General features: G+C 72.4%; 21 protein-coding genes. 11 read left to right on the top strand and 10 right to left on the bottom strand.

The genetic code is table 11. The features are described from left to right. Positions 1 to 177 precede the first annotated feature (177 nt). From PSU4_RS26420 to PSU4_RS26395, 6 genes are all read right to left on the bottom strand, one after another. Positions 178 to 402 (bottom strand): ferredoxin, encoded by a 225-nt coding sequence (locus PSU4_RS26420; RefSeq protein ID WP_147114123.1) that lies wholly within the window; start codon positions 400 to 402, stop codon positions 178 to 180. A 2-nt stretch (positions 403 to 404) separates the two neighbouring features. Continuing rightward, positions 405 to 1,628 (bottom strand): cytochrome P450, encoded by a 1,224-nt coding sequence (locus PSU4_RS26415; RefSeq protein ID WP_147114119.1) that lies wholly within the window; start codon positions 1,626 to 1,628, stop codon positions 405 to 407. Further along, positions 1,625 to 2,689, bottom strand: a complete 1,065-nt coding sequence (locus tag PSU4_RS26410; protein ID WP_147114116.1) for a Gfo/Idh/MocA family protein — start codon at positions 2,687 to 2,689, stop codon at positions 1,625 to 1,627. The genes PSU4_RS26415 and PSU4_RS26410 overlap by 4 nt, the downstream gene beginning before the upstream one ends. Beyond that, complete coding sequence (locus PSU4_RS26405) at positions 2,686 to 3,714, bottom strand: LLM class flavin-dependent oxidoreductase (RefSeq protein ID WP_147114113.1); 1,029 nt, start codon at positions 3,712 to 3,714, stop codon at positions 2,686 to 2,688. Before PSU4_RS26405 ends, PSU4_RS26410 begins: the two co-directional genes overlap by 4 nt. Before the next feature lie 53 nt (positions 3,715 to 3,767). Next, on the bottom strand, positions 3,768 to 5,240 hold the full coding sequence (locus PSU4_RS26400) for an FAD-dependent oxidoreductase (RefSeq protein ID WP_147114110.1): 1,473 nt from the start codon (positions 5,238 to 5,240) through the stop codon (positions 3,768 to 3,770). Positions 5,241 to 5,444: 204 nt separating this feature from the next. Further along, positions 5,445 to 6,359: a TIGR03621 family F420-dependent LLM class oxidoreductase gene (locus PSU4_RS26395; protein ID WP_147114107.1), complete on the bottom strand. Its 915-nt coding sequence runs from the start codon at positions 6,357 to 6,359 to the stop codon at positions 5,445 to 5,447. A gap of 93 nt (positions 6,360 to 6,452) precedes the next feature. Here PSU4_RS26395 and PSU4_RS26390 point away from each other — a divergent pair, with 93 nt between their 5' ends. The 4 genes from PSU4_RS26390 to PSU4_RS26375 are packed head-to-tail and all read left to right on the top strand — an operon-like array spanning position 6,453 to position 9,500. Beyond that, a complete protein-coding gene (locus tag PSU4_RS26390; RefSeq protein ID WP_147114105.1) occupies positions 6,453 to 7,655 on the top strand; it encodes a cytochrome P450 in 1,203 nt (400 codons plus the stop codon). After that, the gene (locus PSU4_RS26385; protein ID WP_147114102.1) at positions 7,652 to 8,035 is read left to right on the top strand and encodes a nuclear transport factor 2 family protein; all 384 of its coding nucleotides are present in this window, start codon (positions 7,652 to 7,654) and stop codon (positions 8,033 to 8,035) included. Before PSU4_RS26390 ends, PSU4_RS26385 begins: the two co-directional genes overlap by 4 nt. Next, positions 8,032 to 9,033: an LLM class flavin-dependent oxidoreductase gene (locus PSU4_RS26380; RefSeq protein WP_186817196.1), complete on the top strand. Its 1,002-nt coding sequence runs from the start codon at positions 8,032 to 8,034 to the stop codon at positions 9,031 to 9,033. The genes PSU4_RS26385 and PSU4_RS26380 overlap by 4 nt, the downstream gene beginning before the upstream one ends. A gap of 2 nt (positions 9,034 to 9,035) precedes the next feature. Beyond that, a complete protein-coding gene (locus PSU4_RS26375; RefSeq protein WP_147114096.1) occupies positions 9,036 to 9,500 on the top strand; it encodes a nuclear transport factor 2 family protein in 465 nt (154 codons plus the stop codon). 222 nt (positions 9,501 to 9,722) lie between these two features. On the opposite strand, the gene PSU4_RS26370 is transcribed toward PSU4_RS26375, so the two are convergent. Together PSU4_RS26370 and PSU4_RS26365 are read right to left on the bottom strand one after the other, a co-directional pair. Further along, complete coding sequence (locus tag PSU4_RS26370) at positions 9,723 to 11,084, bottom strand: FAD-binding oxidoreductase (RefSeq protein ID WP_147114093.1); 1,362 nt, start codon at positions 11,082 to 11,084, stop codon at positions 9,723 to 9,725. Between the two features lie 27 nt (positions 11,085 to 11,111). Next, positions 11,112 to 11,525: a RidA family protein gene (locus PSU4_RS26365; RefSeq protein ID WP_147114090.1), complete on the bottom strand. Its 414-nt coding sequence runs from the start codon at positions 11,523 to 11,525 to the stop codon at positions 11,112 to 11,114. A gap of 111 nt (positions 11,526 to 11,636) precedes the next feature. On the opposite strand from PSU4_RS26365, the gene PSU4_RS26360 reads away from it, so the two are divergent. Both PSU4_RS26360 and PSU4_RS26355 read left to right on the top strand, forming a co-directional pair. After that, complete coding sequence (locus PSU4_RS26360; RefSeq protein WP_147114087.1) at positions 11,637 to 12,770, top strand: response regulator transcription factor; 1,134 nt, start codon at positions 11,637 to 11,639, stop codon at positions 12,768 to 12,770. A gap of 126 nt (positions 12,771 to 12,896) precedes the next feature. Next, on the top strand, positions 12,897 to 13,316 hold the full coding sequence (locus PSU4_RS26355; protein ID WP_147114085.1) for a cupin domain-containing protein: 420 nt from the start codon (positions 12,897 to 12,899) through the stop codon (positions 13,314 to 13,316). Positions 13,317 to 13,388: 72 nt separating this feature from the next. On the opposite strand, the gene PSU4_RS26350 is transcribed toward PSU4_RS26355, so the two are convergent. Beyond that, positions 13,389 to 14,822, bottom strand: a complete 1,434-nt coding sequence (locus PSU4_RS26350; RefSeq protein ID WP_186817195.1) for an FAD-dependent oxidoreductase — start codon at positions 14,820 to 14,822, stop codon at positions 13,389 to 13,391. A gap of 116 nt (positions 14,823 to 14,938) precedes the next feature. After that, complete coding sequence (locus PSU4_RS26345) at positions 14,939 to 18,343, bottom strand: indolepyruvate ferredoxin oxidoreductase family protein (protein WP_147114079.1); 3,405 nt, start codon at positions 18,341 to 18,343, stop codon at positions 14,939 to 14,941. A gap of 132 nt (positions 18,344 to 18,475) precedes the next feature. On the opposite strand from PSU4_RS26345, the gene PSU4_RS26340 reads away from it, so the two are divergent. The 5 genes from PSU4_RS26340 (at position 18,476) to PSU4_RS26320 (ending at position 23,457) form a co-directional block, all read left to right on the top strand. Beyond that, on the top strand, positions 18,476 to 18,958 hold the full coding sequence (locus PSU4_RS26340) for an Lrp/AsnC family transcriptional regulator (protein WP_147114076.1): 483 nt from the start codon (positions 18,476 to 18,478) through the stop codon (positions 18,956 to 18,958). Between the two features lie 125 nt (positions 18,959 to 19,083). Next, positions 19,084 to 21,399, top strand: a complete 2,316-nt coding sequence (locus PSU4_RS26335; RefSeq protein WP_147114073.1) for a xanthine dehydrogenase family protein molybdopterin-binding subunit — start codon at positions 19,084 to 19,086, stop codon at positions 21,397 to 21,399. A gap of 1 nt (position 21,400) precedes the next feature. Beyond that, the gene (locus PSU4_RS26330; RefSeq protein ID WP_147114070.1) at positions 21,401 to 21,904 is read left to right on the top strand and encodes a (2Fe-2S)-binding protein; all 504 of its coding nucleotides are present in this window, start codon (positions 21,401 to 21,403) and stop codon (positions 21,902 to 21,904) included. A 30-nt stretch (positions 21,905 to 21,934) separates the two neighbouring features. Beyond that, positions 21,935 to 22,777: an SDR family NAD(P)-dependent oxidoreductase gene (locus PSU4_RS26325; RefSeq protein ID WP_147114067.1), complete on the top strand. Its 843-nt coding sequence runs from the start codon at positions 21,935 to 21,937 to the stop codon at positions 22,775 to 22,777. After that, positions 22,774 to 23,457, top strand: coding sequence for an SDR family NAD(P)-dependent oxidoreductase (locus PSU4_RS26320; protein WP_186817193.1), 684 nt, complete (start codon positions 22,774 to 22,776; stop codon positions 23,455 to 23,457). Before PSU4_RS26325 ends, PSU4_RS26320 begins: the two co-directional genes overlap by 4 nt. Positions 23,458 to 23,489 lie beyond the last annotated feature (32 nt).

The raw sequence follows: 23,489 nt of genomic DNA, 5'->3' as shown, positions 1-23,489 counted from the left end.
CGACGCCGACCGGACGAACGGCACAGTCGCGCAACTCAATTGCTTCGACGGGCTGTTCGCGCAACCCGCCTCTCTCACACCCCGGTTGCACGAACGGCACAGTGGCGCAACTGAATGGCGCGACTGTGCCGTTCGTGCAACACCCCCGGCCGAGCGCCGGGCCTCGCGAGCGGGGGGTCAGCCGACGTCGATCTCCTCGCCCGACTCGGCGTCCGTGACGACCAGCGCGCCGGCCGGGCAGGCGCGGGCGAGGTCGAGGATCCGGTCGTCGGAGGGCTGCGTCGCGCCCGGGACCAGCTCGGCGATCTCGTCGTCGTCGAAGCGGAACACCTCGGGAGCGTCGGCGACGCACTTACCCGAGCTCATGCACACGTCGCTGTCGACGCTGATGCGGTAGGTCATGATCAGCCTCCCAACAGGACGGGGTAGGTGCCCCAGTATGGGCGGACGGTCGCGGCGTCGCGCTGGGGCGGGTTGTCGGGGTCGCGACGCACACCGACGCCGAACATGTGCCGCACGGCCCCGGTGACCAGGCCGTAGAGGTGGTCGTCGGGATCGGTGGCGGAACCCGCGACGACGCCGGCGGCGAGGTCCTGCCCGATACAGACGTGCATGCCCCCGCCGAAGCTCAGCCCGAAGGGTGCGACCCCCTGGGGCATGGTGCGGGTGGGGTCGAAGTCGGCGGCGTCGGGGCCGAGGAAGGCGGGGTCGCGGTTGATCGCCTGCAGGTCGATGACGACGGTGGCGCCCTCGGGGATGTGCAGCCCCGACTTCAGGGTCACGTCGGCCAGGGCGATGCGCCGGCCGGTCGGGCTGGACGGGTTGAGCCGCACGGTCTCGTGGATGCAGCGCTGCACGAACAGTGCGTCGTCGCGGACCCGGGAGATGTCGGACGGGTGCTGGTCGAGCCAGCCGAGGATGTGGTCGATCGAGCGGACGAACGCCGTCGCGCTGGTGTGGGCGCCGGCGAGCAGGAAGAACGCGACCTCCCGGCGGATGACGTGGCGGGGCAGTTCCAGCTCGTCGCGGTGGCGGAGCAGGGTGGCGAGCACGTCGTGGGGGACGTCGACGTCCTCCCCTGCGGCCTCGCGGGCGAGCAGGTCCTCCCGCAGCGCCCAGGACGGTGCCAGGAACTCGGTGTCCCAGTCCTCGAGTGCCTGCGCGATGTCGCGGGACAGCGCCGCCTTGTCACCGGTGTAGTGCGCCATGGTGGCGCCCTCGATGAACTTGGCGTTGTAGTCGTAGAGCCGGGTCGTCTCCTCGGTGGTGCCGAGGGGGCGGTCGATGCCGGCGGTGAGGGCGGAGAGGTTGAGCATCAGCTCGTGGCCGAGGTGCACGAGGTCGACGCGGCCGGTCTCGAGGTACGGCACGAGGGTCTGCTCGGTCACCGCGGGGAAGAGGTCGCGTTCGTAGCGCTCGAAGACGTCGCGACGGAACATCCGGTTCTCGACGCGGCGCCGGTCGCGGTGCTCGCGCCCGTGCAGGTTGACCAGGACGCCGTCCATGACGACCTCGCCCTCGTCGTAGAGCGCCTGGCGCAGGTCCTTGCTGCGGTAGGCGTCCTTGGCGTCGGCGAAGGTGTCGAGGACGATCGTCGGGCCGGCCGCCTCCTCGGTCACTGCGGTCATGGCTCCTCCGATGTGGTGGTGGGTGCGGGTTCGTCGAGACCGTCGACGGCCGCTGCCACGCGCAGGGCCGCGACGCCGTCGTCGAACGTCGGGATGTCGTCGGTGTCGCCCATCGCGAGCGCGCGGACGAGCAGGGCGAAGGGTTCGGTCGGGCCGCCCTCGGCGGGCAGGAGCGTGCGCGGGCCGTCGTCGCCGCGCCGGGCGCCGCGCAGCCCGACGGGGAAGTGCCCGGTGTGGCCTGCGGCCTCGGCGACGAGCACGCCCTCCGAGCCGTGGACGACGAGCCGCCAGCCGGCGCCGAAGGGCGCGACCCACGAGGTGTGGACGGACACGACGGCGCCGTCGGCGGTCCGGGCGGTGTAGGCGGCGCTGTCGACGCTCGTCGCGGGGATGGGGCCTTCCTCGCGGGGCCAGGTCGGCTGGCGGGTAGCGGCGGTGCCGGTGACGTTGGTGAGCTCCCCGAACGTCCAGCGCAGGACGTCGGTGGTGTGCAGGCCGTGGACGCGCAGCGAGCTGGCGCCGTCGGTCGCGTCGGCGCACCAGCCCGACGACGCGACCGCCGCGGGCGTGGTGAACGTCGGGTAGAAGGCTTGGGCCGCGACGTTGTCGACGCGCCCGACGTAGCCGTCGAGGACGAGCCGGCGGAGCTCGGCGATGCCGGGCCGGAACCGCGACTGCATGTCGACGACCCCGCACACCCCGGCGTCGGCGGCGGCGCGGGCCATGGCGAGCCCGTCGTCCACGGTCGGGGCGAGGGGTGCCTCGCACAGCACGTGCTTGCCCGCCGCGATCGCCGCCAGGGCCATCGGACGGTGCCGGCTGGGCCGGGTGGCGACGTCGACGAGGTCGACGTCAGGGTCGTTGCAGAGCGCCTCGAAGCCGACGTGGGCGTGCGGGATGTCGAACTTGGCGGCGACGGCGTCGGCGGTCTCGAGGTGCGCGGTCGCGACGGCGACGAGCTCGACGATGCCGGCCTCGGCGAGCTCGGCGTAGACGGGCAGGTGCGTGCCGGAGGCGTAGCTGGCGCCGACGACCCCGACCCGCAGCGGACGAGCGATCATGCCTGGACCACGGCGGTGTCGACGGCGGGGTCGAGCTGCGGCAGCACCTCGGTCCCGAACAGCTCCATGGCCTCCAGGACGGCGGCGTTGTCGGGGCCGGTCGGGTACCGGAAGATCATCAGGAAGTCGTCGACGCCGGCCTGGTCGCGGAAGCGGCCGATGGTGTCGACGCACTCGTCGGGTGTGCCGAACACGAAGCGGTCGCGGACGAACTCCTCGAGCGTGATCTGGTCCGACGACGTGACGCCGGGCAGGTCGGTGATGGCGCCGTAGTCGAACAGGGTGCGGGCCATGGCGAGCGCGGTGTCGCCGAACTTCTCCAGCGCGGCCTCGCGGTCGCGGTAGGGCCAGCAGAAACGGATCGACGTGACGTGCGGGTCGCGCCCCCCGGCCGCGGCGGCCTCCCGGTACTGCCCGGCCATCGCGGTCATGGTGTCGAGCGACATGAGCGCGTTGGTGATCCAGCCGTCGGCGAGCCGCCCGGCACGACGGATGCCGCCGGGTGTCCACGCGGCGAGGTGCAGCGGCACGCCCGTGGGCTGGACGGGTCGCGGGATCACGGACACGTCCTCGAACGAGTAGACCTCGTCGGCGAACGAGAACCGGTCGCTGGTGTGGGCCTCGCGCAGGATGCGGACGGTCTCGTCGAAACGCTGGGCGCGGTCGTCCCAGGAGACACCGACGGTCGAGTAGTCGACGGGCATGTAGCCGACGCCGAGCCCCAGCCAGGCGCGGCCGCCGGAGAGCTGGTCGAGCATCGCGGAGTCCTGGGCGAGCTCGATCGGGTTGTAGAGCGGCGCGATCGCGATGGCGGTGCCGACCTTGACGCGCTGCGTGCGCGCGGCGATCGCGAACGACAGGTGCAGCGGCGATCCGAAGTACTCGTCGGAGTACTTGTGCTCGGTGGTGAGGGCGTGCGAGAAGCCGAGCCGGTCGGCGGCCTCGGCCTGCTGGAGGATCTCGCCGAGGACGGTGTGCGGGTCGCCCGTGACGAGCCCCTGGGTGAACAAGACTCCGACCGACATGGCGCTCCTCGTGGTGGTGGGTGGGCGGGTCACGACGGTGGGACCCGCCCGGCTCAGGGGACGTTGCCCGCGGCGTGGTTCTCCACGGCGGGCTCCAGGTGTACCAGCGCGATGCGGGTGTCGAGCATGCTCGGCATGCCGGCGTGCATGACGCTGCCGTGGTCGCTGCGGTCGTCGACGCCGCGCGCGACGGCCCGTCCCGCGATGCGGCCGAGCGTCAGCCCGCCGCAGATGTGGATCCCGCCGAGATCGGAGACGGGGTTGAGCCCGCCGACGCAGTCGCCGCCCGCGAACAGCCCCGGGACGGGGGCCCCGAACACGTCGACGACCTGCATGTCGGTGGTGGTGCGGAAGCCGCCGCAGCAGAAGTTGACGCCCTCGATCATGGGGACGGCGGTGAACGGCCCGGTCGCGCACTTCCGGCGGTTCGGCGGCAGGACGACGCGGCCGTGGTCGGGGTCGACGTCGGCGCCGGTGTCGAGGAAGGCGTTCCAGCGGTCGACGGTGGCGCGCAACGCCTCGGCCGGCACCCCGATCGTCGCGGCCAGCCCGTCGAGGGTGTCGGCCTGCACGGCCGGCTCGGGCATCTGCCCGATCAGGCCGTCCTTCTCCTTCGCGACGACCGAGTCGACCACGTACCAGGCGCGCCGGCCTGGCTGGGCATGCAGCTTCTCGACGCGCTCCTCGTAGGGGCCGGCCTCGTCGTGGAACCGCTCCCCCGACTCGTTGACCGCGATCGCGTCCTCCACGACCGACGACGACACGATCACCAGTGGCGGCACGAACGTCATGTTGATCAGGTCGCCGCCGACGGCCTGGCCCATGAGGTGCCCGGCGCCGCGGCACGAGTCGACACCCAGGTAGGGGGCCCGCGCCACGAACTCCGGCTGGTAGCGGCGCCGCAGCTCCGGGTTGGACTGGTAGCCGCCGGTGGCGAGCACGACGCCGTTGCGCGCGGCGATCTCGATGGTCGCGTCCGGGTCGTCCGAGCGGTGGGCCAGCACGCCCGTGACCCGGCCGTCGGTGACGACGAGCCGGTCGGCGAGCGTCCGGTAGAGCGTGGTGACGTTGTCGCGCTCGAAGTCCGGCTGGAACGCCCGGCCGATCATCCAGGTGTCCTCGACGGCCGCCATCCGGTCGACGCTGTGCTGCTTGGGTCGCGGGATGAACCGGCTGAACCGGACTCCCCGCTCGGTCAGGATCCGGTAGGTCTCGGCCGACTCGCGGGCGTAGAGCCGCACCAGCGCCTCGTCCCACTCGATACCGAACTGGTCGCGTGCGAGGTCGACCATGTGCCGGGCGTCGGCGACGAAGGTCTCCTCGCTGTCGACGATCCCCTGCTCGGCCTGCATCCCCGAGTTCACGAAGGCCAGGTAGCCGGTGGACCAGACGGCGTTGCCGCCGATGTGGTCCATGGCCTCGACCGCGACGACCTGCGCGCCCTCCGCGGCGGCCGCGGACACGGCTGCCATGCCGGCGGGACCGGTGCCGAGGACGACGACGTCGGCCTCGTAGGTCTCGGTCACGGTGACCGCCTTTCGAGGAGGTGAGCGGAGTCACCAGACCTTCTAACGCCGACGGAGCGGCGTCAACCCCCTAACGACGGCCGCGGCGCCTCCGCCACCCGGCCGGCGCCTCCGGCGCGGTGACGGCGCCTCCGGCGCGGTGGTGGCGCCTCCGGCGCCTGTGAGTGGCGATAGTCGCTGTAGCGACTATCGCCACTCACGACCTCACGCGAGGCGGTCCAGCACCGGCAGCATCGACGGCAGGTCCTGCTCGTAGAACGAGACGTACCCGAATCCCCAGCGTTCCCGCAGCTCGGCGAGCCGTTCGAGGACCATGCCCTTCGGCCCGATCAGCGCGTGCGGGGAGGCGAGCAGCTGGTCCGGGGAGAGGTCGAGCCCGAGCGCCGCGATCCGGCGCGCGGCCGCGGCCTGCGGGTCCTCGGTGACCTCCGACCAGTACGCGACCAGGTGCAGCAGCGGTTCGCGGCCCCCGGCCGCGGCGCGCACCCAGCCGACCTTCTCGTCGGTCGCGTCCGTCGAGGCCGACGCCGTCGCGTGCGTTCCGAGCTTCCCTTCGCGGACGTCGAAGTTGATCCCGACGACGTCGGCGGTCCGCCCGGCCAGCGTCAGCACACGGCGTCCGCCACCGCCGACGAACAGCCGGGGTGTCGTCGCCGTCGCCGGGACGTTGCGCAGGTCGCGGACGGCGACACCGGGGGCGTCGAGGTCCACGGGCCCACCGTCCGAGAGGGCCCGCAGCAGCTCCAGGGTCCCGCCGAGCCGGTCGATGCGCCGCCCCGCGGGCTCGCGGACGATGCCGGAGACCTCGTAGTCGTCGTCCATCCAGCCCGCCCCGACACCGATCTCGAGGCGCCCGTCGCACAGCACCGACAGCGACGCGATCTCCTTGGCCAGCACGGCCGGCTGCCGGAAGTCGTTGTTGAGCACCAGCGTTCCGAGCCGGATCCGGCTCGTGACCTGCGCCGCGGCCGCCAGCGCGAGGAGCGGGCTGACCGGGGAACGGTCGAAGTGGTCGGACACCTGCAGCGTCGAGACGCCGTCGTCCTCCATGCGCCGCACCCGGTCGCGCCACTGCGCACGGGAGGTCACCGCGTCCATCATCAGTACGCCGAACTCCACGGCGGCCTCCGTTCTCGGAGCCTGGACGACCCCATTGTCGCTTGATAGCGTCGTTAGAAGTATCACGCCGAACCACCGGACAGGGACACGCCGATGCAGACGATCACCCTCGACGGCTTTGCCGACGTCCGTGAGGCCTTCCGGCAGCACGACCTGCAGCAGTCGCTGTACGACGCCGGTGGCGTCGTCATGGCCGACTGCCTGCTCGTGCTGCACGGATCCGACCACCGCAAGCGGCGCCGCGTCGAGAACCGACTTTTCCGGCGTGGCACCTTCCGATACTGGGAGAAGGCCTTCCTGCGTGACGTCGTGCGCGACACCCTCGCGCCGTTCGTCGAGCGCGGGTATGCCGACCTGCAGGAACTCGGGTACCGCACGATCATGAACCTCACCGCGATGGTCGCCGGACTCGACCAGCCGACGGGTTCGATCGAGGAGACCGACGCGCTCTACCGCTTCGCGAAGAAGTTCTCCGAGGGCGCGACGCTCGTGCACACCACCCGCGACCCCGAGGTCGTGCGCGCCGAGGTCCAGCAGGCCCTCGACGACTTCGACACCACGTTCCTGCAGCCCTCCATCGCGCGCCGCCGCGCACTGCTCGCGCAGCTCGAGGCCGGCGAGATCACCGAGGACGACCTGCCCCGCGACGTCCTCACCGCGCTGCTGCGCAACTGGGACGAGCTCGACATCGACGACGACATCCTGCGTCGTGAATGTGCCTTCTACCTGCAGGCCGGCTCGCACTCCACCGCCGACGCCTTCACCCACGCCGCCGACGACTACTTCGCCTGGGCCGCCCGGGACCCGGAGGCCGCCGCCGCGGCGCGCAGGGACCCGGCGATCCTGCAGGCGTGCGTCTACGAGACGCTGCGGCTGCACCCGGCGAGCCCCGTCGCCCAGCGGCGCGCACTCACGACGATCACGTTGAAGGGCGGGACCGAGATCCCGGAGGGCTCGTCCGTCGTCCTCGACCTGGCCGCCGCCAACCGCGACCCGTCCGTGTTCGACCGCCCCGACGTCTTCGACCCGCTGCGCGAGATCCCCGCCGAGGTGCCGCGCTGGGGGCACGCGTTCGGCGGCGGGATGCACGCGTGCATCGGGACGGAGCTGGCGGGCGGCGTTCCCTCGGGACCTTCTGCTGACGACGCCCACGACCAGGTCCTCGGGACCGTCACGCTGATGCTCGACGCGCTCCTCGGCGCCGGTGGCCGTCCCGACCCCGACAAGGCGCCGCAGCGCGACCCGCACTCGGCGCGCGACCACTTCTCGTCGTACCCGGTCGTCTTCGGCGGGTGAGCTCCCGGGAGATCGTGGAGCGGTTCCTCGCCGCGGTCGGCGCCGGAGACCCCGACGCCGCCGCGGCCTGCTTCGCTCCGGACGCGACGTACGCGAACATGCCGCACCCGCCGGCGGTCGGGCCTTCTCAGATCAAAGCCCTGCTCGCGCCCATCCTGAACCGGGCCGAGTACGTCGAATGGGAGATCGTCACCGCCAGCTACGCGCCGACCCGGGCGTGGCTGGAGCGGGTCGACCGCTTCCGGATCGACGGTCGCGAGTACGCGATCGAGTGCAACGGCGTCGTGGAGATCGACCCGGTCAGCGGCCTGATCACGGCGTTCCGCGACTACGTCGACCTCGGCGTCTGGCGGGCCCGGCTCGGGGACGTGCTCGGGTGAACCTGCGTATCGGCATCGGGCTCTACACCGGGCAGGGCAGCGACTACCGCGACGCGGTCCCCCTCGCCGTCGCCGCGGAAGAGGCGGGCTTCGACTCGTTCTGGGTGACCGAGCACCACGGGCTTCCCGACGGCTACCTCCCGTCGCCGCTGACGTTGCTGGCCGCGCTCGCTCCCGCCACCTCACGAATCGAGCTGGGCACCGGGCTCGTCCTCGCGCCGCTGCAGCACCCGTTGCGGCTGGCCGAGGACGCGGTCGTCGTCGACCGGCTGTCGGGTGGGCGGCTCGTCCTCGGGCTCGGGCTGGGGTACGCGGAGCACGAGTACAGGGCGTTCGGGGTTTCCCCGAGGACCCGTGGCGCACGCCTGGATGCGCTGGTCGGCGCCCTGCGCGATGCGTGGACCGGGGAGCCGTTCTCCGCGCCGGCTCTCGATCTTCACGACGTCCGCGTCACCCCCACCCCCACCCGCCCGATCCCGATCTGGCTCGGCGGGTACGCCGCCACGGCCCTCGCCCGGGCCGGGCGCATCGCCGACGGACACCTCGTCGGACGGGGTGCCCCGCACATCGTCGACGACGCGTCCGCGCAGCTCGCCTCCGTCCGCGACCCGGCCGACGCCTCGTTCACCCGGGCCGTGAACGTCACCTGCGTGCTCGACGCCCCCGGCGGCGGCGCCGCGTCGGCCCGCACGGGGTTCGAAGCGCAGCAGCTCGTGTACGAGTCGATCCAGGCGGGCCGCCCGGTGTACGCGGGCCTGGTCGGCGACCCGTCCGGGTCGACCGGCCTCGCCCTCGGCTCGATATCGGAGTACATCCAGGTCGCAGGCGGTGTCGACGACGTCGTCGCCGGCCTCCGCGCGGTCCTCGACGGCCTGCGCGACTGGGCGAACGTGCACCTCGTCCTGCGCGTGCTGTTCCCCGAACCCGACCTGGACGTCCAGCTCACCCGGCTCGCCACCTTCGGCGAGCGGGTCCTGCCCGTGTTGAAGGAGGCCTGACGATGCGCATCGAGGACCGGGTGGCCATCGGCGACCTGATGGCCCTGTACTGCGAGCGGGTCGACGAGTACGACATCGACGCCGTCGCCGCCCTGTTCACCCCCGACTGCGTGACCGACTACGGCCCCGGCCGTGGCGGGCTCGTGTCCGGGCGGGACGCGGTCCGCGACAGGATCGCCGGGGGTCAGGCGCAGTTCCGCCGGACCCATCACCAGCTGGGGCAGAGCCGGGTCACCTTCGACCCCGCCGACCCCGACCGCGCCGCCGCCGTCACCTACGTGACCGCCTCCCACGAGGAGTGGGAGGGGCGGCAGTGGCGGGCGCACCTGCGCTACGTCGACGTCCTCGCCCACACCCGGGAGGGCTGGCAGTTCGCCGAGCGCCGCGTCCACGCCGGGGTGATCGAGAACCGTCCGGAGATCGACTGGGTCTGGGTCCCCCGCCAGGAGCCCGCCGCCCGCCCCTGACCACCCTGACGCCCCTGACGCCCCTGTGAGCGGTAATAGTCGCTATAGCGACTATTACCGCTCACAATGCCTGACCTGCGACAATCGGTCCGCAACCGCGCTCCTGTCCGCACACCGCGCTGCTGTCCTCGGCCCGGTGCGGGCAGGCGACCCGGTGTGGGCAGGCGACCCAGCCCTCGTGAGTGGCGATAGTCGCTATAGCGACTATCGCCACTCACAGGGTCACGAGGGCAGGGGCACGTTCGTCGCGAAGAGGCCGGCGGGGTCGTGGCGGCGGGCGATGCGCAGGAGGCGGTCACGGGTGTGGCTGCCCCACTGCCGCGCGACGTGCTCCGCGTCGGCCGGGCCCAGGAAGTTGAGCAGACCCTCCCCCGCCGCCCAGGGCGACAACGCGCTCGCGATCCCGTCGGCCGCCGCCGGGATCGCCGCGGCCGCCGGCCCGGCGAGTACACCCAGTGCGTAGCCGGCGAACGCGGCCCCCCGCCCCGAGACGGCGTTGGGCGACAACGGCTCCCGGGCGATCGTGCCACCCAGCAGCCGGAGCTCGACCATCGTCAGCGGCGACCCCGCATCGGGCCCGGCCTGCGCGAGCAGCGCGTCGACGGCCTCGGCCGGCAGGGAGCCGAGCGCGATCCCGCGGTCGCGGACGGGCATGGGGGTCGTCGGGTCCATGTGGACGGCGTCGATCGCGGCGTAGGGCATCTCCGCGACGACCTCCATCAGCGCCGGCGCGACCGCGCGCATCGGGGCGAGCAGCCGCTCGCCCTCGTGAGGCGTCCCGAGGTGACAGAACCGCAGGTGGACGACGTAGCGTCCGCGAAGCGGCTCGGGCAGCGCCGGGTCGGGCGGCATCTGCAGCAGCGCGACCGAGGTGCTCGCGTCGTCGGGAAGTGTCGGCGCCCAGGTGCGCCAGGCGTGCAGGACGGCGGCCGCCGCGTCGGCGGGGAAGAAGACGCCGCCGCCGTAAAACCGGGCGACGGGCACCAGCCCGAACTCCATCTCGGTGACGATCCCGAGGTTGGCCTTGCCGCCGCGGACGGCCCAGAACAGGTCGGGTTCGGTGCCCTCGTCGACGGGGCGGGCGACGCCGTCGGCGGTGACGATCGTGAAGCGCTGCACGTGGTCGGCGGCGAACCCGAACCGCCGGGCCATCGGGCCGATGCCGCCGCCCGTCGTGTAGCCGACGACCCCGACCCCGGACGCCGACCCGTTCAGCGGGGCCAGCCCGTGCGGGGCAGCCGCGTCGATGACCTGCCGCCAGATCGCGCCGGCCTGGACCCGGGCGGTGCGGGCGGCCGGGTCGACGGCCACACCGGCCATGCGCCGGGTCGAGACGAGGACGGTGCCGTCCAGGGCGTCGTTGAGTCCGTGCCCGGTGGCCTGCACCGCAACCCGGTGCCCGGTGCGCGCGGCGAACCGGACGGCGGCGGCGACGTCGTCGGTGCTCGTGGCCCCGACGACCAACGCCGGCGACGCGCGGATCGCGACGTTGAACCCGGACACCTCCTCGGCGTAGCCGGGATCGGACGGGGCGAGGACGGGGCCGGCGATGGCGGCGAGGTCGGCGTCGACGAAGGTGGTCATGTCGGGTCTCCTTGTGCGGTAACGGGTTCAGCGGGCGGCGACGGCGTCGATCTCGACGGCCATGCCGGGGATCGCGAGGCGGGTGACGCCGAGCAACGTGGCGGGCGGGGAGGCGCCGAACGCGGCGAGGCGCTCGGTGATGGCGCCGTAGCCGGCGAGGACGGCGTCGACGTCGACGGCGTAGATCGTCAGCTTCAGGACGTCGCCGAGGTCCATGCCGCCGCGGGCGAGGACGGCCTCGACGTTGGCCATGGTCAGTGCGAGCTGCGCGGTGACGTCGTCCTCGTGGACGAGGGCGCCGTGCTCGTCCACGGGCCCCTGCCCGGCGAGGGTGAGCACGTGGGCCGGGGTGGGCCGCAGCTGCGCCTGGTCGTAGCCGAAGGCGGCGTTCCAGCTGGTGGGGTTGATGCGGCGCACGGCGTTCGCGGTCGTCGTCGTCATGGCGGAAACACTGCGGCCGCGTCGGCAGCGCGGGTATCCCAGATGCCCGGGGACCCTCACCCCCAGAGTTCTGGGGTACCGCGACCGGACGCCCCCTTGCACACTGGGCGCATGCCCGCTCCCTCGGCCGAACGGACCCGCGCCCGCATCCAGGCGCTCGCCACGGCCGGCCTCGACCTGCCGACGTTCGCCACCGCCGCCGTCGAGGTGCTGCGTACGGCGATGCCGTTCAGCGCGGCGTGCATCGGCACGGTCGACCCCGCGACGGAGATCGTCACCGCGACGGTGAAGTGGGGCGGCCTGACGAACAACGAGGACGACCAGTGGGCCTACCACGAGTACGAGGCGCCCGACCTCTACGACTTCCGTGACGTCATGCGCCGTCCCGGCGGCGTGGCGTCGACCCGTCACGAGACCGACGGCGAGCCGCACCGCTCGCGACGGTTCACCGAGTTCTTCCACCCCACCTACGGGTTCGACGACGAGCTGCGCGCCGGCTGCCGCGCCGACGGCGTCACGTGGGGGTTGTTCGCGCTGTTCCGCGAGGGCCCGAACTCGGCGTTCACGGTGGCGGAGCACGAGTTCGTCAGCAGCGTCGCCTCGGCGTTCGCGGTCGGCTACCGGACGGCGTTGCTCACCAACGCCGCCGACCCCGCGATCATGGGTGTCGACGGGCCGGGCGTGGTGGTCGTCGACTCCGCGGGCGAGGTCGTGCAGGCCAACCTCGCCGCCGCCGCGCACGTCGACGATCTCGGTGGCGGCGCGATCGGCGACGATCCGCTGCCGTTCGCGGTCCGGGCCCTCGTCGGCGCCGCCCGCCGGTTCGCGCTCGGCGAGACCGCGCTGACCCCGCGGTCGCGGCTGCGCACCCGGTCGGGCCGCTGGGTGGTTGTGCACGCCTCACCGCTGGTGTCGCGCAACGGTTCCGGGACCGACGTCGTCGTCACGATCGAGGAGGCCCGGCCGCCGGAGATCGTGCCGCTGGTCGTCGCCGCGTTCGGGTTGACCGCGCGGGAGCAGGACGTCGTGGCGCTGGTGCTGCGTGGCGTCGACACCGCGGAGATCGCGAGAACCTTGCACCTGTCGGCCTACACGGTGCAGGACCATCTCAAGTCGATCTTCGACAAGGTGGGGGTGCGCAGCCGTCGTGAGCTGACGGCCCGGGTGTTCCTGGACCAGTACGCCCCCCGCCTGGCCTCCCAGGCCCCGCTGACACCGTCGGGCTGGTTCTCCGAGACCTCGTGAGTGACGTGCACACGGTCGCGGCCGCGGCGGTTGCCCCGGTCGCGAATCAATGTCAATAATGTCCCTTGTTTCGCTTGAGCTGGATCACACCACCACGCACGGCTCGGACGACGCTGGGAGCAGATCATGGCCACGAACCCGCTGGATCAGATGCAGGTCATCCACGTCGACGACCAGGACTGGATGGACTACGTCGACGAGACCGGGTTCATCCCACCCGGCGCCGCGGTCAAGCCGCTCATCGACCCGGAGTCCGGGCACACGTTCATGCTCACCCGCTTCGCCCCCGACTACAAGGCGCCCTCGCACTGGCACCCGTCGGACACGATCTACATCATCACGCAGGGCGAGTTCTCGGTGGAGGGTGAAGGGACCTACCGTCCCGGCGACATCCGCTGGGTCAAGGGCGGCACCGCCTACGGCTCCGAGTCGGCCGGGCCCGAGGGCTGCGAGTTCTACATCGTCAGCATGGGCCCGTTCGACGTGAACGACCCCGAGGCCGACGCCCCACCCCGAGGCGACTGGCGCGCGATCAAGGGCGGCTGAGCTCGTTGTACTCCGAACGAACGGCACAGTCCCGCAACTGAATTGCGCGACTGTGCCGTTCGTTCGAAAAGATCAGGAGCCCAGCGCCGTCCGCGCCGCGATGCGGCCGAAGCAGAAGGCCTCGGAGAGGTTGGCGCCGTCGGCCGGGTACAGCATGCCGACGGGCTGGCCCAGCTCCCCCGCGGCGTACAGCCCGGGGACCGGCACGTCGTAGGGGTCGAGGACGCGCCCGCCGGCGTCGCGGACCGGCCCGCCGCACGTGTTGGACCCACCTGGGTAGAGCGGCACGCAGTAGTAGGGCGGGGAGTCGAGCGGGACGAGGGTCTCGGCGGCACGGCCCAGCGCGTCGACACCCGACGCGCAGGCCTCGTTGTACTCGGCGACGGTGCGCGCCAACGCATCAGGGTCGTCCATCCCCGCCGCCGCCGCGGCCTGCGCGACGGTGTCGCCGCGCGCGATCCAGCCGCGGTCGATCTCGGCGGAGTTGTCCGGACTCCAGTCGTAGAGGCCGACCTTCACGGCTCCGATGTGCGACAACGTCAGCGGGCCCGCGGCGCGGCGGCGTTCGTCGAAGACCCACCAGCTGGGGATGCGGCTGTACTCGGCGCGGTCGTAGTCGTAGCGCAGCATCTCGTAGTAGAAGCCGTGCAGCAGCTGGGCCTGCATCGTCTCGTCGGCATAGCGAGAACCGCGCTTGTCGACGATGACGTGCCCCGGTGGGTCGATGTTGATGATGAAGTTGAGCCAGCCACCGTCGGCGGTGTCGAGCGGGAAGTGCCCGATCGCGCGCCCGATCATCGTGTTCATGTGCCACAGCCCGGCACCGGCGGCCTGGGCCATGCGGACGCCGTCGCCGGTGTTGCCGGGGTTGCCGTAGAAGTGCACGGGGTAGGCGCGGAGGTTGTCGCGCTTGAGGTTCTCGTCGAACTCGTACCCGCCGCAGGCGAGGACGACGCCGTGCCGGGCCCGGATCTCACCGGCCGCCGTGGAGACCCCGACGACCCGGCCGTCCTCGACGACCAACCGCTGCGCGGGCGTCGACCAGCGGATCTCGATCTCCCGCGAGTGGACGGCGGCGGCGACGGCGGCGAAGAGCGCGTCACCCCCGCCGGCCGACGGGTCGAGCCGGAACGCGGCCTCGCCCGGCTGGTACACGCCGACCCCGGAGGCGCCCGGGAGGTCGGGGTGCTCGGCGGTGTTGATGCGCGAGAACGTCAGCCCGGCGGTCTTGCCCAGCCAGTCGAGGACGTCGGTGGCCGAGTCGGCCCAGGCGGCGGTGACGTCGGCGGGGATCATGCCGCCGGCGCAGGCGTCGAGGTAGGCGGCGCCGTCGGCTGCGGTGTCGACGGCCATGACGAGCCCGCCGGACATGCGCGTGCTCGGGGTGTGGGCGCCGTCGGCCTGCTTCTCCAGCACCACGACGCGGGCCCCGGCGTCGTGCGCGGTGATGGCCGCCGCCGCGCCCGCTCCGCCGAATCCGACGACGACCAGATCGACCTCGTCCACGCGCACCTCCGTCACACCGTCGTGAGAGTCCTACCGACGCTACCGCTCGCACCGTCGTGAGTGGCAATAGTCGCTATAGCGACTATTGCCACTCACAGGGCGCGGAGCGCCGCTGTTCACAGGGAGCGGGCCGCCAGCGCCTCCCGGTACCGCGCGACGGACGCGAGCTTGATGTCCTCGTAGCCGCGGACCATGTCGGGGAGGTTCGCGATCTCGACGGCGCGCGGGAGCGAGTCGACCGACAGGGAGTTCAGCAGGTCCTCGACGACCGTCCGGTACTCGGTGATCAGCGAGCGCTCGACGCGGCGGACCTCGGCCAGGCCGAAGGGGTCGAACCTGGTGCCGCGCAGGCGCCGCATGGCGCGCAGCGTGCGGAACGCGGGCCCGGCGGTGCGGCGCAGGGCGATCTTGCGGTTCATCCCCAGCGCGCGCAGGACGGGCGGGTGCAGCTTGTACGCGACCTTCGCGCCCTCGCCGAACTGCTTCTCCACGGACGCAGCCAGTGCCGGGTCGAGGCTCAGCCGCGCGACCTCGTACTCGTCCTTGTAGGCCATCAGCTTGTGGAGGTTGACCGCCACAGCCGACGCGAGCGCGGTCGAGCCGGGGACGGCGGCGTCCTCGGCGACGCGCACCCGTTCCACCAGGTCGGTGTAGGACGCGGCGTAGGCGGCGGACTGGTAGGCGGTGAGCTCCTCGACCCGGGTCGCGACGATCCCCGCGAGGTCGGTCGGCGCCGCCGCAGCGGCAGGCGAGAGCACCCGGTCCAGCGCCGCGGGGTCGGCGACGGCCTGCCGGCCCCGTCGGAAGGCCTGGATGTTGGTGGCGACGGCGGCGCCGTTGAGCTCGATGGCCCGCTCGATCGCGGCGGCGGGGACGGGCAGCGCGCCCATCTGGTAGCCGGCGCCGAGGAGGATCATGTTGGCGTACTGGTCCTCGCCGAAGAGCCGCTCGGACAGGCCGCGGGCGTCGAGGTAGGTGCCGGCGCGGACGCTGTCGGTGATCCGCCGGACGACGGCGTCGACCTGCGGGAACGCGACGGTCGGGTCGGTAACCATGGCGCCGGTCGGGACCTGGGTCGTCGACACGACGGCGACGGTGCGCGACGGGTCGGTGACCGCGAGCTGGGTCTTGTCGGCGGCGACGAGGAGGTCGGCGCCGAGGTAGAGGTCGCACTCCCGCGCGCCGAGCTTCCCCGGTCCGTCGAGCCCCGAAGCAGAGATCCGCAGGTCCGAGACGACCGCGCCGCCCTTCTGCGCGAGCCCGGTCTGGTCGAGTCCCCGGACCTCACGCCCGGCGATGACCGCCGCGGTCGCGAGGATGGCCGAGACGGTGACGACACCCGTCCCGCCGACGCCGGCGAGCCGCACGGTGACATCGGTGCGCCCGCACGGGACGGGATCGCGAAGGGCAGCGGCAGCGAGGTGTGGCGCCTGCTCGAACGACACGGACCCCGGCACGACCGACAGGAACGACGGGCAGTCCCCGTCGAGGCAGGAGAAGTCGAGGTTGCACGACGACTGGTCGATCTGGGTCTTGCGCCCGAACTCGGTGTCGACGGGCTGCACCGACAGGCAGTTGGACTTCTGCCCGCAGTCGCCGCACCCCTCGCAGACACGTTCGTTGATCATCACGCGCGTCGACGGGGTGGATGCCTTGCCGCGCTTGCGCTTGCGGCGCTTCTCGGCGGCGCACTCCTGGTCGTGGATGAGGACGGTGACGCCCGGGGTCCCGGCGAGGACGCGCTGCGCCTCCTCCAGCCGGTCGCGGTGCCAGACCTCGACGCCGCCGGCCAGCGTGACGCCGCGGTACCGGGAGACGTCGTCGGTGGTGACGATCGTCCGCGCCACCCCCTCGACGGCGAGCAGCCGTGTGATGGCCGGGACCCCGAGCGCGCCGACGGCGTCCTGCCCGCCGGTCATGGCGACGGTCCCGTTGTGCAGCAGCTTGTAGGTGATGTTCACCCCCGCCGCGACGGCCGCGCGGATCGCGAGCGACCCGGAGTGGTGGAAGGTGCCGTCGCCCAGGTTCTGCACGAGGTGCGAGGCCTCGACGAACGGCGCCATCCCGATCCACTGGGTGCCCTCACCGCCCATCTGCGTGAGGCCGACGACCTCCCCGACCTGCGCCGGGTCCATCAGCAGCACCATGGTGTGGCAGCCGATGCCGGCGGCGAGCAGTGAGTCCTCGGGCGGGGCGGTCGAGGTGTTGTGCGGGCAGCCGGAGCAGAAGTAGGGCGTGCGGGTGGCGGCGAGCGGGAGCATGACGGGCCCGCGCGGCGCGGGTCGGCGCGCCTCCTGCCAGGCGATCACGGACGGCAGGTCGGCGAGGACGGTCGCGAGGCCGGCGGCGACGTCGTCGGCGCCGAGCTCGCCGTGCGGCGGGAACAGCGACTTGCCGCGCACCATCGGCGCGTTCGCGGAGCCGTAGAGGACGTCCTTGATCGCGGTCTCGAGGAACGCGCGCTTCTCCTCGACGACGACGATCTCGCGCAGGCCCGACGCGAACTCGGCGACGATGCCGGGTTCGACGGGGTGGACCATGCCCAGCTTGAGCAGCCGGACGCCGCGGCGGCGGAGCTCGTCGTCGTGGAGGCCGAGGACGTCGAGGGCGTGGCGCAGGTCGAGCCAGGTCTTGCCGGCGGCGACGATGCCGATGCGGTCGTCGCCGGTCCGGACGGGGATGCGGTTGAGGCCGTTGGCGGCGGCGTAGCGCAGGGCCGCCTCGGTGCGGGCGCCGTGCAGGTCGCGCTCCAGCGGGCCGAGGGTGGGTTGCAGCAGGCGGCCGGTGACGGTGTGCCGGAAGTCGGTGGCCGAGGGCATCACCGGCCGGACGGCGCCGAAGTCGGCCGCGTGCACTGTGGACGATCCGTCGGCGACGGCCGTCGTCATCTTCATTCCGGCCCACAGCCCGCTGGCCCGCGACAGCGCGACGCCGTGCAGCCCCAGGGTGACGACCTCCGTGGGGTCGGCCGGGTAGAGCGTCGGGACGGCGAGGTCGGCGAACGTCATCTCCGACGTGCAGGGCACGCTCGACGACTTCGCCGCCGGGTCGTCGCCGACGACGGCGAGCACGCCGCCGGTGCGGTTCGTGCCCATGAGGTTGGCGTGGCGGATGGCGTCGCTGGCCCGGTCGAGGCCGGGGGCCTTGCCGTACCAGAAGCCGGTGACGCCGTCGTGGCGCAGCCCGCCCGCGATGGCGGCGAGCTGGGAGCCCTGCACGGCGGTGGCGGCGGACTCCTCGTTGAGGCCCGGGGTGAAGACGACGCCGTGCTCGTCGAGGAGCTTCTTCCGACGGCCCAGCTCGAGGTCGAAGCCGCCGAGCGGGGAGCCTTCGTAGCCGGAGACGAACATGCGGGTGTCGAGGCCGGCGGCGCGGTCGTGGCGGCGCTGCTGGAACAGCAGCCGGACCAGCGCCTGGACGCCGGTCATGTGGACGACGCCGTCCTCGGCGACGTAGCGGTCATCGAGTGAGTACGCGCGCGTGGGCGCGACGATGACCGGGCCGGGTTCGACGATCGTCACAGTGCCTCCAGGCAGGTCGCGATGGCGCGACGCTAAGAACCGACCGGGCATCCGTCCAGCATCAATACGGGTTCACTGGGCCATCGGTACAGTCGCGCCCGGCGAGAACCACACCGAGGAGGCCAACGGACCATGACCCTCGACGAGCTGGACCGGTCGCTGCTGCAGCTGCTGCTGGAACACCCGCGCGCCGGGCTGCGCGAGCACGCGCGCACCCTCGGTGTGGCCCGTGGGACGGTCGCGGCACGGTTCCTGCGGCTGCAGGAGGCGGGGGTGATCTCGGGTCTGGCGCCGTCGGTCGAGCCGCGCGCGTTCGGCTACTCGATGCTGGCGTTCGTCCATCTCGACCTGACGCAGGGTTACCTGGACTCCGTGGTCGAGGACCTCACCGCGATCCCCGAGGTCATCGAGGCCTACACCGTCACCGGCGACGGCGACCTGGTGTGCCATGTGGTGGCCCGGGACACGACGGAGCTGGAGCACGTCATCCAGCGGCTGATCGCCGTGCCCGGGGTGGTGCGGACCCGGTCGCAGATGGCGCTGACGCAACGCATCCCGCACCGGACGCTTCCGCTGGTGCGGGCCGGGCGCTGGGCCCCGACCCGCACCCGCTGACGGAACGGTGCCCGCCCTTGCGACCCCGCCGTGGACGGCGTTAGGTTCCTAACGTCGTGATCGCGACCACGCCACGGGCCGCGGCCGACACGCTCTTCGCGAGCGGTCGAGGACGAGGAGGTCCCATGGGATCGATGGTCGGCGCGGCGGTCGTCCGCAAGGAGGACCCGGCTCTGCTCACCGGGCGCGGCACCTATGTCGACGACATCCGGCTCCCCGGCACCGTCCACATGGTCTACGTGCGCAGCTACCTCGCCCACGCGAGGATCGTCTCGATCGACACGAGCGAGGCCGTGGCCAAGCCCGGCGTCCTGGGCGTCTGGACCAACGCCGACCTGGAAGGCCTCCCGCCCAACCGCTCGGTCCCCGGTATGGAGCGGCCGTGCCTGGCCCGCGGCAAGGTCCACTTCGTCGGCGAGCCCGTGGCCGTGGTCGTCGCGGCCGACCGCTACGCCGCCGCCGACGCCGCCGAGGCCGTCCTCGTCGAGTACGAGGAACTACCGGTCATGGCGAGCATCGAGGCCGCGACGGCCGAGGGCGCCACCCCGATCCTCGACGGGCTCGACTCCAACGTCGTCCTGGAGCAGGTCCTCTCGGCCACCGACGCCGAGGCCGAGCTGGCCGCCGCCCCGCACCGGCTCGCGATCCACCTGAAGAACCAGCGCTGCGCCGCGGTCCCCATGGAGCCCACGGTGTGCCTGGCTGACTGGCAGGCGTCGGGCCTCACGCTCTGGGCCACCACGCAGACCCCGCACCACTCGCGCAACGAACTGGCCGCGATGTTCGGCCTGTCCCAGCAGGAGGTGCGGGTCGTCGCACCCGACGTCGGCGGCGGGTTCGGCGCCAAGGCGTCCTGCTACCCCGAGTTCATCCTCACCGCGGAGCTGTCGAAGCGGCTGCGGCGTCCGGTGAAGTTCGTCGAGACGCGCAGCGAGAACATGGTCTCGATGGTCCACGGGCGGGCCCAGTCCCACGACGTCGAGGTCGGCTTCGACGACGACGGGACGCTCCTGGCGCTGCGCGTGCGGATCACCCAGGACTGCGGCGGCTGGCCCGACGCCACCGGCATCGGCCTGCCGACGCTCACGTCGTTCATGTCCGGCGGCTGCTACAAGATCCCCGTCATCGCGCCGAGCTTCCGGTCCGTCGTCACCAACACCACGCCGGTCGGGTCCTACCGCGGCGCCGGGCGACCCGAGGCGTCGTTCATGATCGAGCGGGTCGTCGACCACGTGGCCGCCGAGCTGGGACTCGACCCCCTGGACGTCCGCCGGCGCAACTTCGTCCAGCCCGGCGAGATGCCGTTCGCGACCCAGTTCGAGGGCATCGTCTACGACGAGGCCGACTTCCCCGGCGCGCTCGACAAGCTCCTCACCACGATCGACTACGCCGCGCTGCGCGCCGACCAGGCCGCCCGCCGCGACGACCCCACGGCGCCGTTGCTGGGCATCGGGTTCTCCACGTTCGTCGAGATGGGCGGCTTCGGGCCGACGCCGCTGTTCGAGCAGTTCGGCTACGTCGGCGGCTGGGAGTCGGCCAACATCCGGCTCAACACCGACGGCTCCGCGGTGATCAAGGTCGGGACCAGCCCGCACGGGCAGGGCCACCAGACCGCGTTCGCCCAGATCGTCGCCGACGAGCTCTCGATCCCGTTCGACCACATCAGCCTCGTCCACGGCGACACCGCCACCGTGCAGGAGGGCATCGGCACGATGGGCAGCCGTGGCGCGCCCGTCGGCGGCTCGGCGGTGTTCCAGGCCGCGGGCAAGGTGCGCGCCAAGGCGCTGACGATCGCCGCCCACATGCTGGAGGCCGACGAGGCCGACCTGGAGCTCGCCGACGGCCGCTTCAGCGTGAAGGGCGCCCCCGACCAGGGGGTCACGATGGCCGAGGTCGCCGTCCGCTCGTTCAAGCCGCACCTGCTGCCCGACGGCTTCGACCTCGGCCTGAACGAGACCGCCTACTTCGAGCCGAAGAACCTCTCCTACCCGTCGGGCGCGCACTGCTGCGTCGTCGAGGTCGACCGCGACACCGGCTTCGTGAAGATCGCCCGCTACGTCGCCGTCGACGACTGCGGCACCGTCATCAACCCCTTGATGGCGACGGGCCAGATCCACGGCGGTGTCGCCCAGGGCATCGCGCAGGCCCTGATCGAGGAGGTCCGCTACGGCGACGACGGGCAGCCCGCGTCGGGCACGCTCGTCGACTACACGCTGCCGTCGGCGATGGACCTGCCCCGCTACGAGACCGACCACGTCGTCACGAAGACGAGCTTCAACCCGTTGGGCGCCAAGGGCCTCGGCGAGTCCGGGGCCACCGCGGCGCCGCAGGCCGTCGTCAACGCGGTCGTCGACGCGCTGGGCCATCTCGGGGTCCGCGACGTCGAGATGCCCTGCACGCCGCAGAAGGTCTGGCGCATCCTGGCAGAGAAGGCGAGCTGACATGTCCCACCACAAGATCAGCGTCACCGTCAACGGCGCGACGAGCGAGGACGAGGTCGAGGCCCGGCTGCTGCTCGTGCACTACCTGCGCGAGGTGCGCAACCTGACCGGCACGCACGTCGGCTGCGACACCTCCAACTGCGGGGCCTGCACCGTCATGCTGAACGGGCAGACCGTGAAGTCCTGCTCGGTGCTGGCCGTGGCCGCCGACGGCGCCGACGTCCTCACCGTCGAAGGTCTCGCCGCCGACGGCGAGATGTCGCCGGTGCAACAGGGCTTCCAGCAGTGCCACGGCCTGCAGTGCGGCTACTGCACCCCCGGCATGGTCATGGCCGCCACCGGCCTGCTGCTGGAGAACCCCGACCCCGACGAGGACGAGGTGCGCGAGGGCATCGAGGGCAACCTCTGCCGCTGCACCGGCTACTCGATGATCGTCGACTCGGTGTGCTGGGCGGCTTCACACGGCGGCGCCGGTGAGGTCGCGACGCGGCACGCCGCTCACTGATCCCCTGCAAAGAACCACACGGAGGTGCCGATGCCCGCAGTGCTGCGCGGCCTCGAAGGCAAGAACGTCCTGATCACCGGCGCCGGCAAGGGCCAGGGCGCGAGCCACGCCCGCGCCTTCGCCGACGCCGGCGCGAACGTCGCGGCGCTCGACATCACCGACCCGATCCCCGACATCTACCCCCTCGCGACCGAGGCGATGCTCACCGAGACCGTCGAGGAGGTCGAGGCCCGCGGCGGCCGCGCCATCGCGCTCCCCTGCGACATCCGCGACGTCGACCAGGTCGAGGCCGCCGTCGCCAAGGCGCTCGGGTTCTTCGACAACCGCATCGACGTGCTCGTCTGCAACGCGGGCGTCGCCGCGCTCGACTCCATCAAGGACATGCGCCCCCACGTCATGGACGCCGTGATCGACACGATCGTCAAGGGGCACATGTACGTCGCCAAGTTCGTGGTGCCGCAGATGATCGGCCGCCGCGCCGGGAAGATCGTCAACATCTCCTCCGGCGTCACCGGGTCCGGGCACGCGATGCTGTCGCACTACGTCGCGGCCAAGCACGCCATGGAAGGCCTCACCACGGCGTGGGCGTTCGAGCTGTCGGAGTTCGACATCAACGTCAACTGCATCGCCCCGGCGACGATCAGGCCCGGCGAGGGCCGCGGCTCCGGGATGGTGTCCGGGCTCGCCGGCGAGGTCGACATGACCCCCGACGCCGCCTTCGAGATGTTCTCCGCCGCCGGCAACATGCCCGGCGAGAAGTGGCGCACCGAGGCGCAGAACATCACCGACGCGGTGCTGTTCCTGGCCTCCGACAACGCCGACCAGATCACCGGCACCGTACTGCGGGTCGACGCCGGACAGGGAGCGAAGTGAGCACGGTACTCATCACCGGGGCCGCGTCGGGCATCGGCGCGGGCACCGCGGCGCTGCTGCGCGGGCAGGGCTGGGACGTCGTCGGCGCCGACCTCAAGCCCGCCGACGGCATCCTCGAGCTCGACGCCGCCGACGAGCACGCCTGGGACCGGGTCCTCGACGAGGCCGGACCGATCGACGCGCTCGTGAACTGCGCCGGGTTCCGCAGCCGCGCCCCCATCGTCGACCTCGAGGTCGAGGAGTGGGACCGGATGATGAACGTGCACGTGCGCGGCACGTTCCTGGGCATCCGCGGCTGCGCCCGGCGCTGGCTCGCCGCGGGCAAGCCGGGCGCGGTCGTCGCCATCGCGTCGGTGACCGCCACCCACGCCGTGGGCGGGCAGCCGCACTACGTCGCGGCCAAGGCGGGCATCGCCGGGCTCGTGCGGGCGGCCGCGGTGGAGCTCGCGTCCTCGAACATCCGGGTCAACGCCATCGCCCCCGGCATCATCGCCACCCCGATGACCGCCGACCGCCTCGGCAACTCCGAGCAGCGTTCCTGGTTGGAGAACCGGGTCCCCGCGGGCGACCACGGCGAGGTCTCCGACATCGCCGGCGCCGCCGCCTACCTGATCTCCGACGTCGCCCGCTACGTCAACGGCGTGCTGCTCCCCGTCGACGGCGCCTGGTCCGCCTGCTGACGCAGCCCCGTCCCCAGGGTTTGCACGAACGG

Source organism: Pseudonocardia sulfidoxydans NBRC 16205 (assembly GCF_007989085.1).
GTDB classification, from domain to species: Bacteria; Actinomycetota; Actinomycetes; order Mycobacteriales; family Pseudonocardiaceae; genus Pseudonocardia; species Pseudonocardia sulfidoxydans.
This window is presented reverse-complemented; position numbering and strand designations above follow the sequence as displayed.

Bases quoted from the DNA above. Each gene is read 5' to 3' on its own strand.
- PSU4_RS26420 (WP_147114123.1), bottom strand. From the start codon at position 402: ATGACCTACCGCATCAGCGTCGACAGCGACGTGTGCATGAGCTCGGGT.
- PSU4_RS26415 (WP_147114119.1), bottom strand. From the start codon at position 1,628: ATGACCGCAGTGACCGAGGAGGCGGCCGGCCCGACGATCGTCCTCGAC.
- PSU4_RS26410 (WP_147114116.1), bottom strand. From the start codon at position 2,689: ATGATCGCTCGTCCGCTGCGGGTCGGGGTCGTCGGCGCCAGCTACGCC.
- PSU4_RS26405 (WP_147114113.1), bottom strand. From the start codon at position 3,714: ATGTCGGTCGGAGTCTTGTTCACCCAGGGGCTCGTCACGGGCGACCCG.
- PSU4_RS26390 (WP_147114105.1), top strand. From the start codon at position 6,453: ATGCAGACGATCACCCTCGACGGCTTTGCCGACGTCCGTGAGGCCTTC.
- PSU4_RS26375 (WP_147114096.1), top strand. From the start codon at position 9,036: ATGCGCATCGAGGACCGGGTGGCCATCGGCGACCTGATGGCCCTGTAC.
- PSU4_RS26370 (WP_147114093.1), bottom strand. From the start codon at position 11,084: ATGACCACCTTCGTCGACGCCGACCTCGCCGCCATCGCCGGCCCCGTC.
- PSU4_RS26365 (WP_147114090.1), bottom strand. From the start codon at position 11,525: ATGACGACGACGACCGCGAACGCCGTGCGCCGCATCAACCCCACCAGC.
- PSU4_RS26360 (WP_147114087.1), top strand. From the start codon at position 11,637: ATGCCCGCTCCCTCGGCCGAACGGACCCGCGCCCGCATCCAGGCGCTC.
- PSU4_RS26355 (WP_147114085.1), top strand. From the start codon at position 12,897: ATGGCCACGAACCCGCTGGATCAGATGCAGGTCATCCACGTCGACGAC.
- PSU4_RS26340 (WP_147114076.1), top strand. From the start codon at position 18,476: ATGACCCTCGACGAGCTGGACCGGTCGCTGCTGCAGCTGCTGCTGGAA.
- PSU4_RS26335 (WP_147114073.1), top strand. From the start codon at position 19,084: ATGGGATCGATGGTCGGCGCGGCGGTCGTCCGCAAGGAGGACCCGGCT.
- PSU4_RS26330 (WP_147114070.1), top strand. From the start codon at position 21,401: ATGTCCCACCACAAGATCAGCGTCACCGTCAACGGCGCGACGAGCGAG.
- PSU4_RS26325 (WP_147114067.1), top strand. From the start codon at position 21,935: ATGCCCGCAGTGCTGCGCGGCCTCGAAGGCAAGAACGTCCTGATCACC.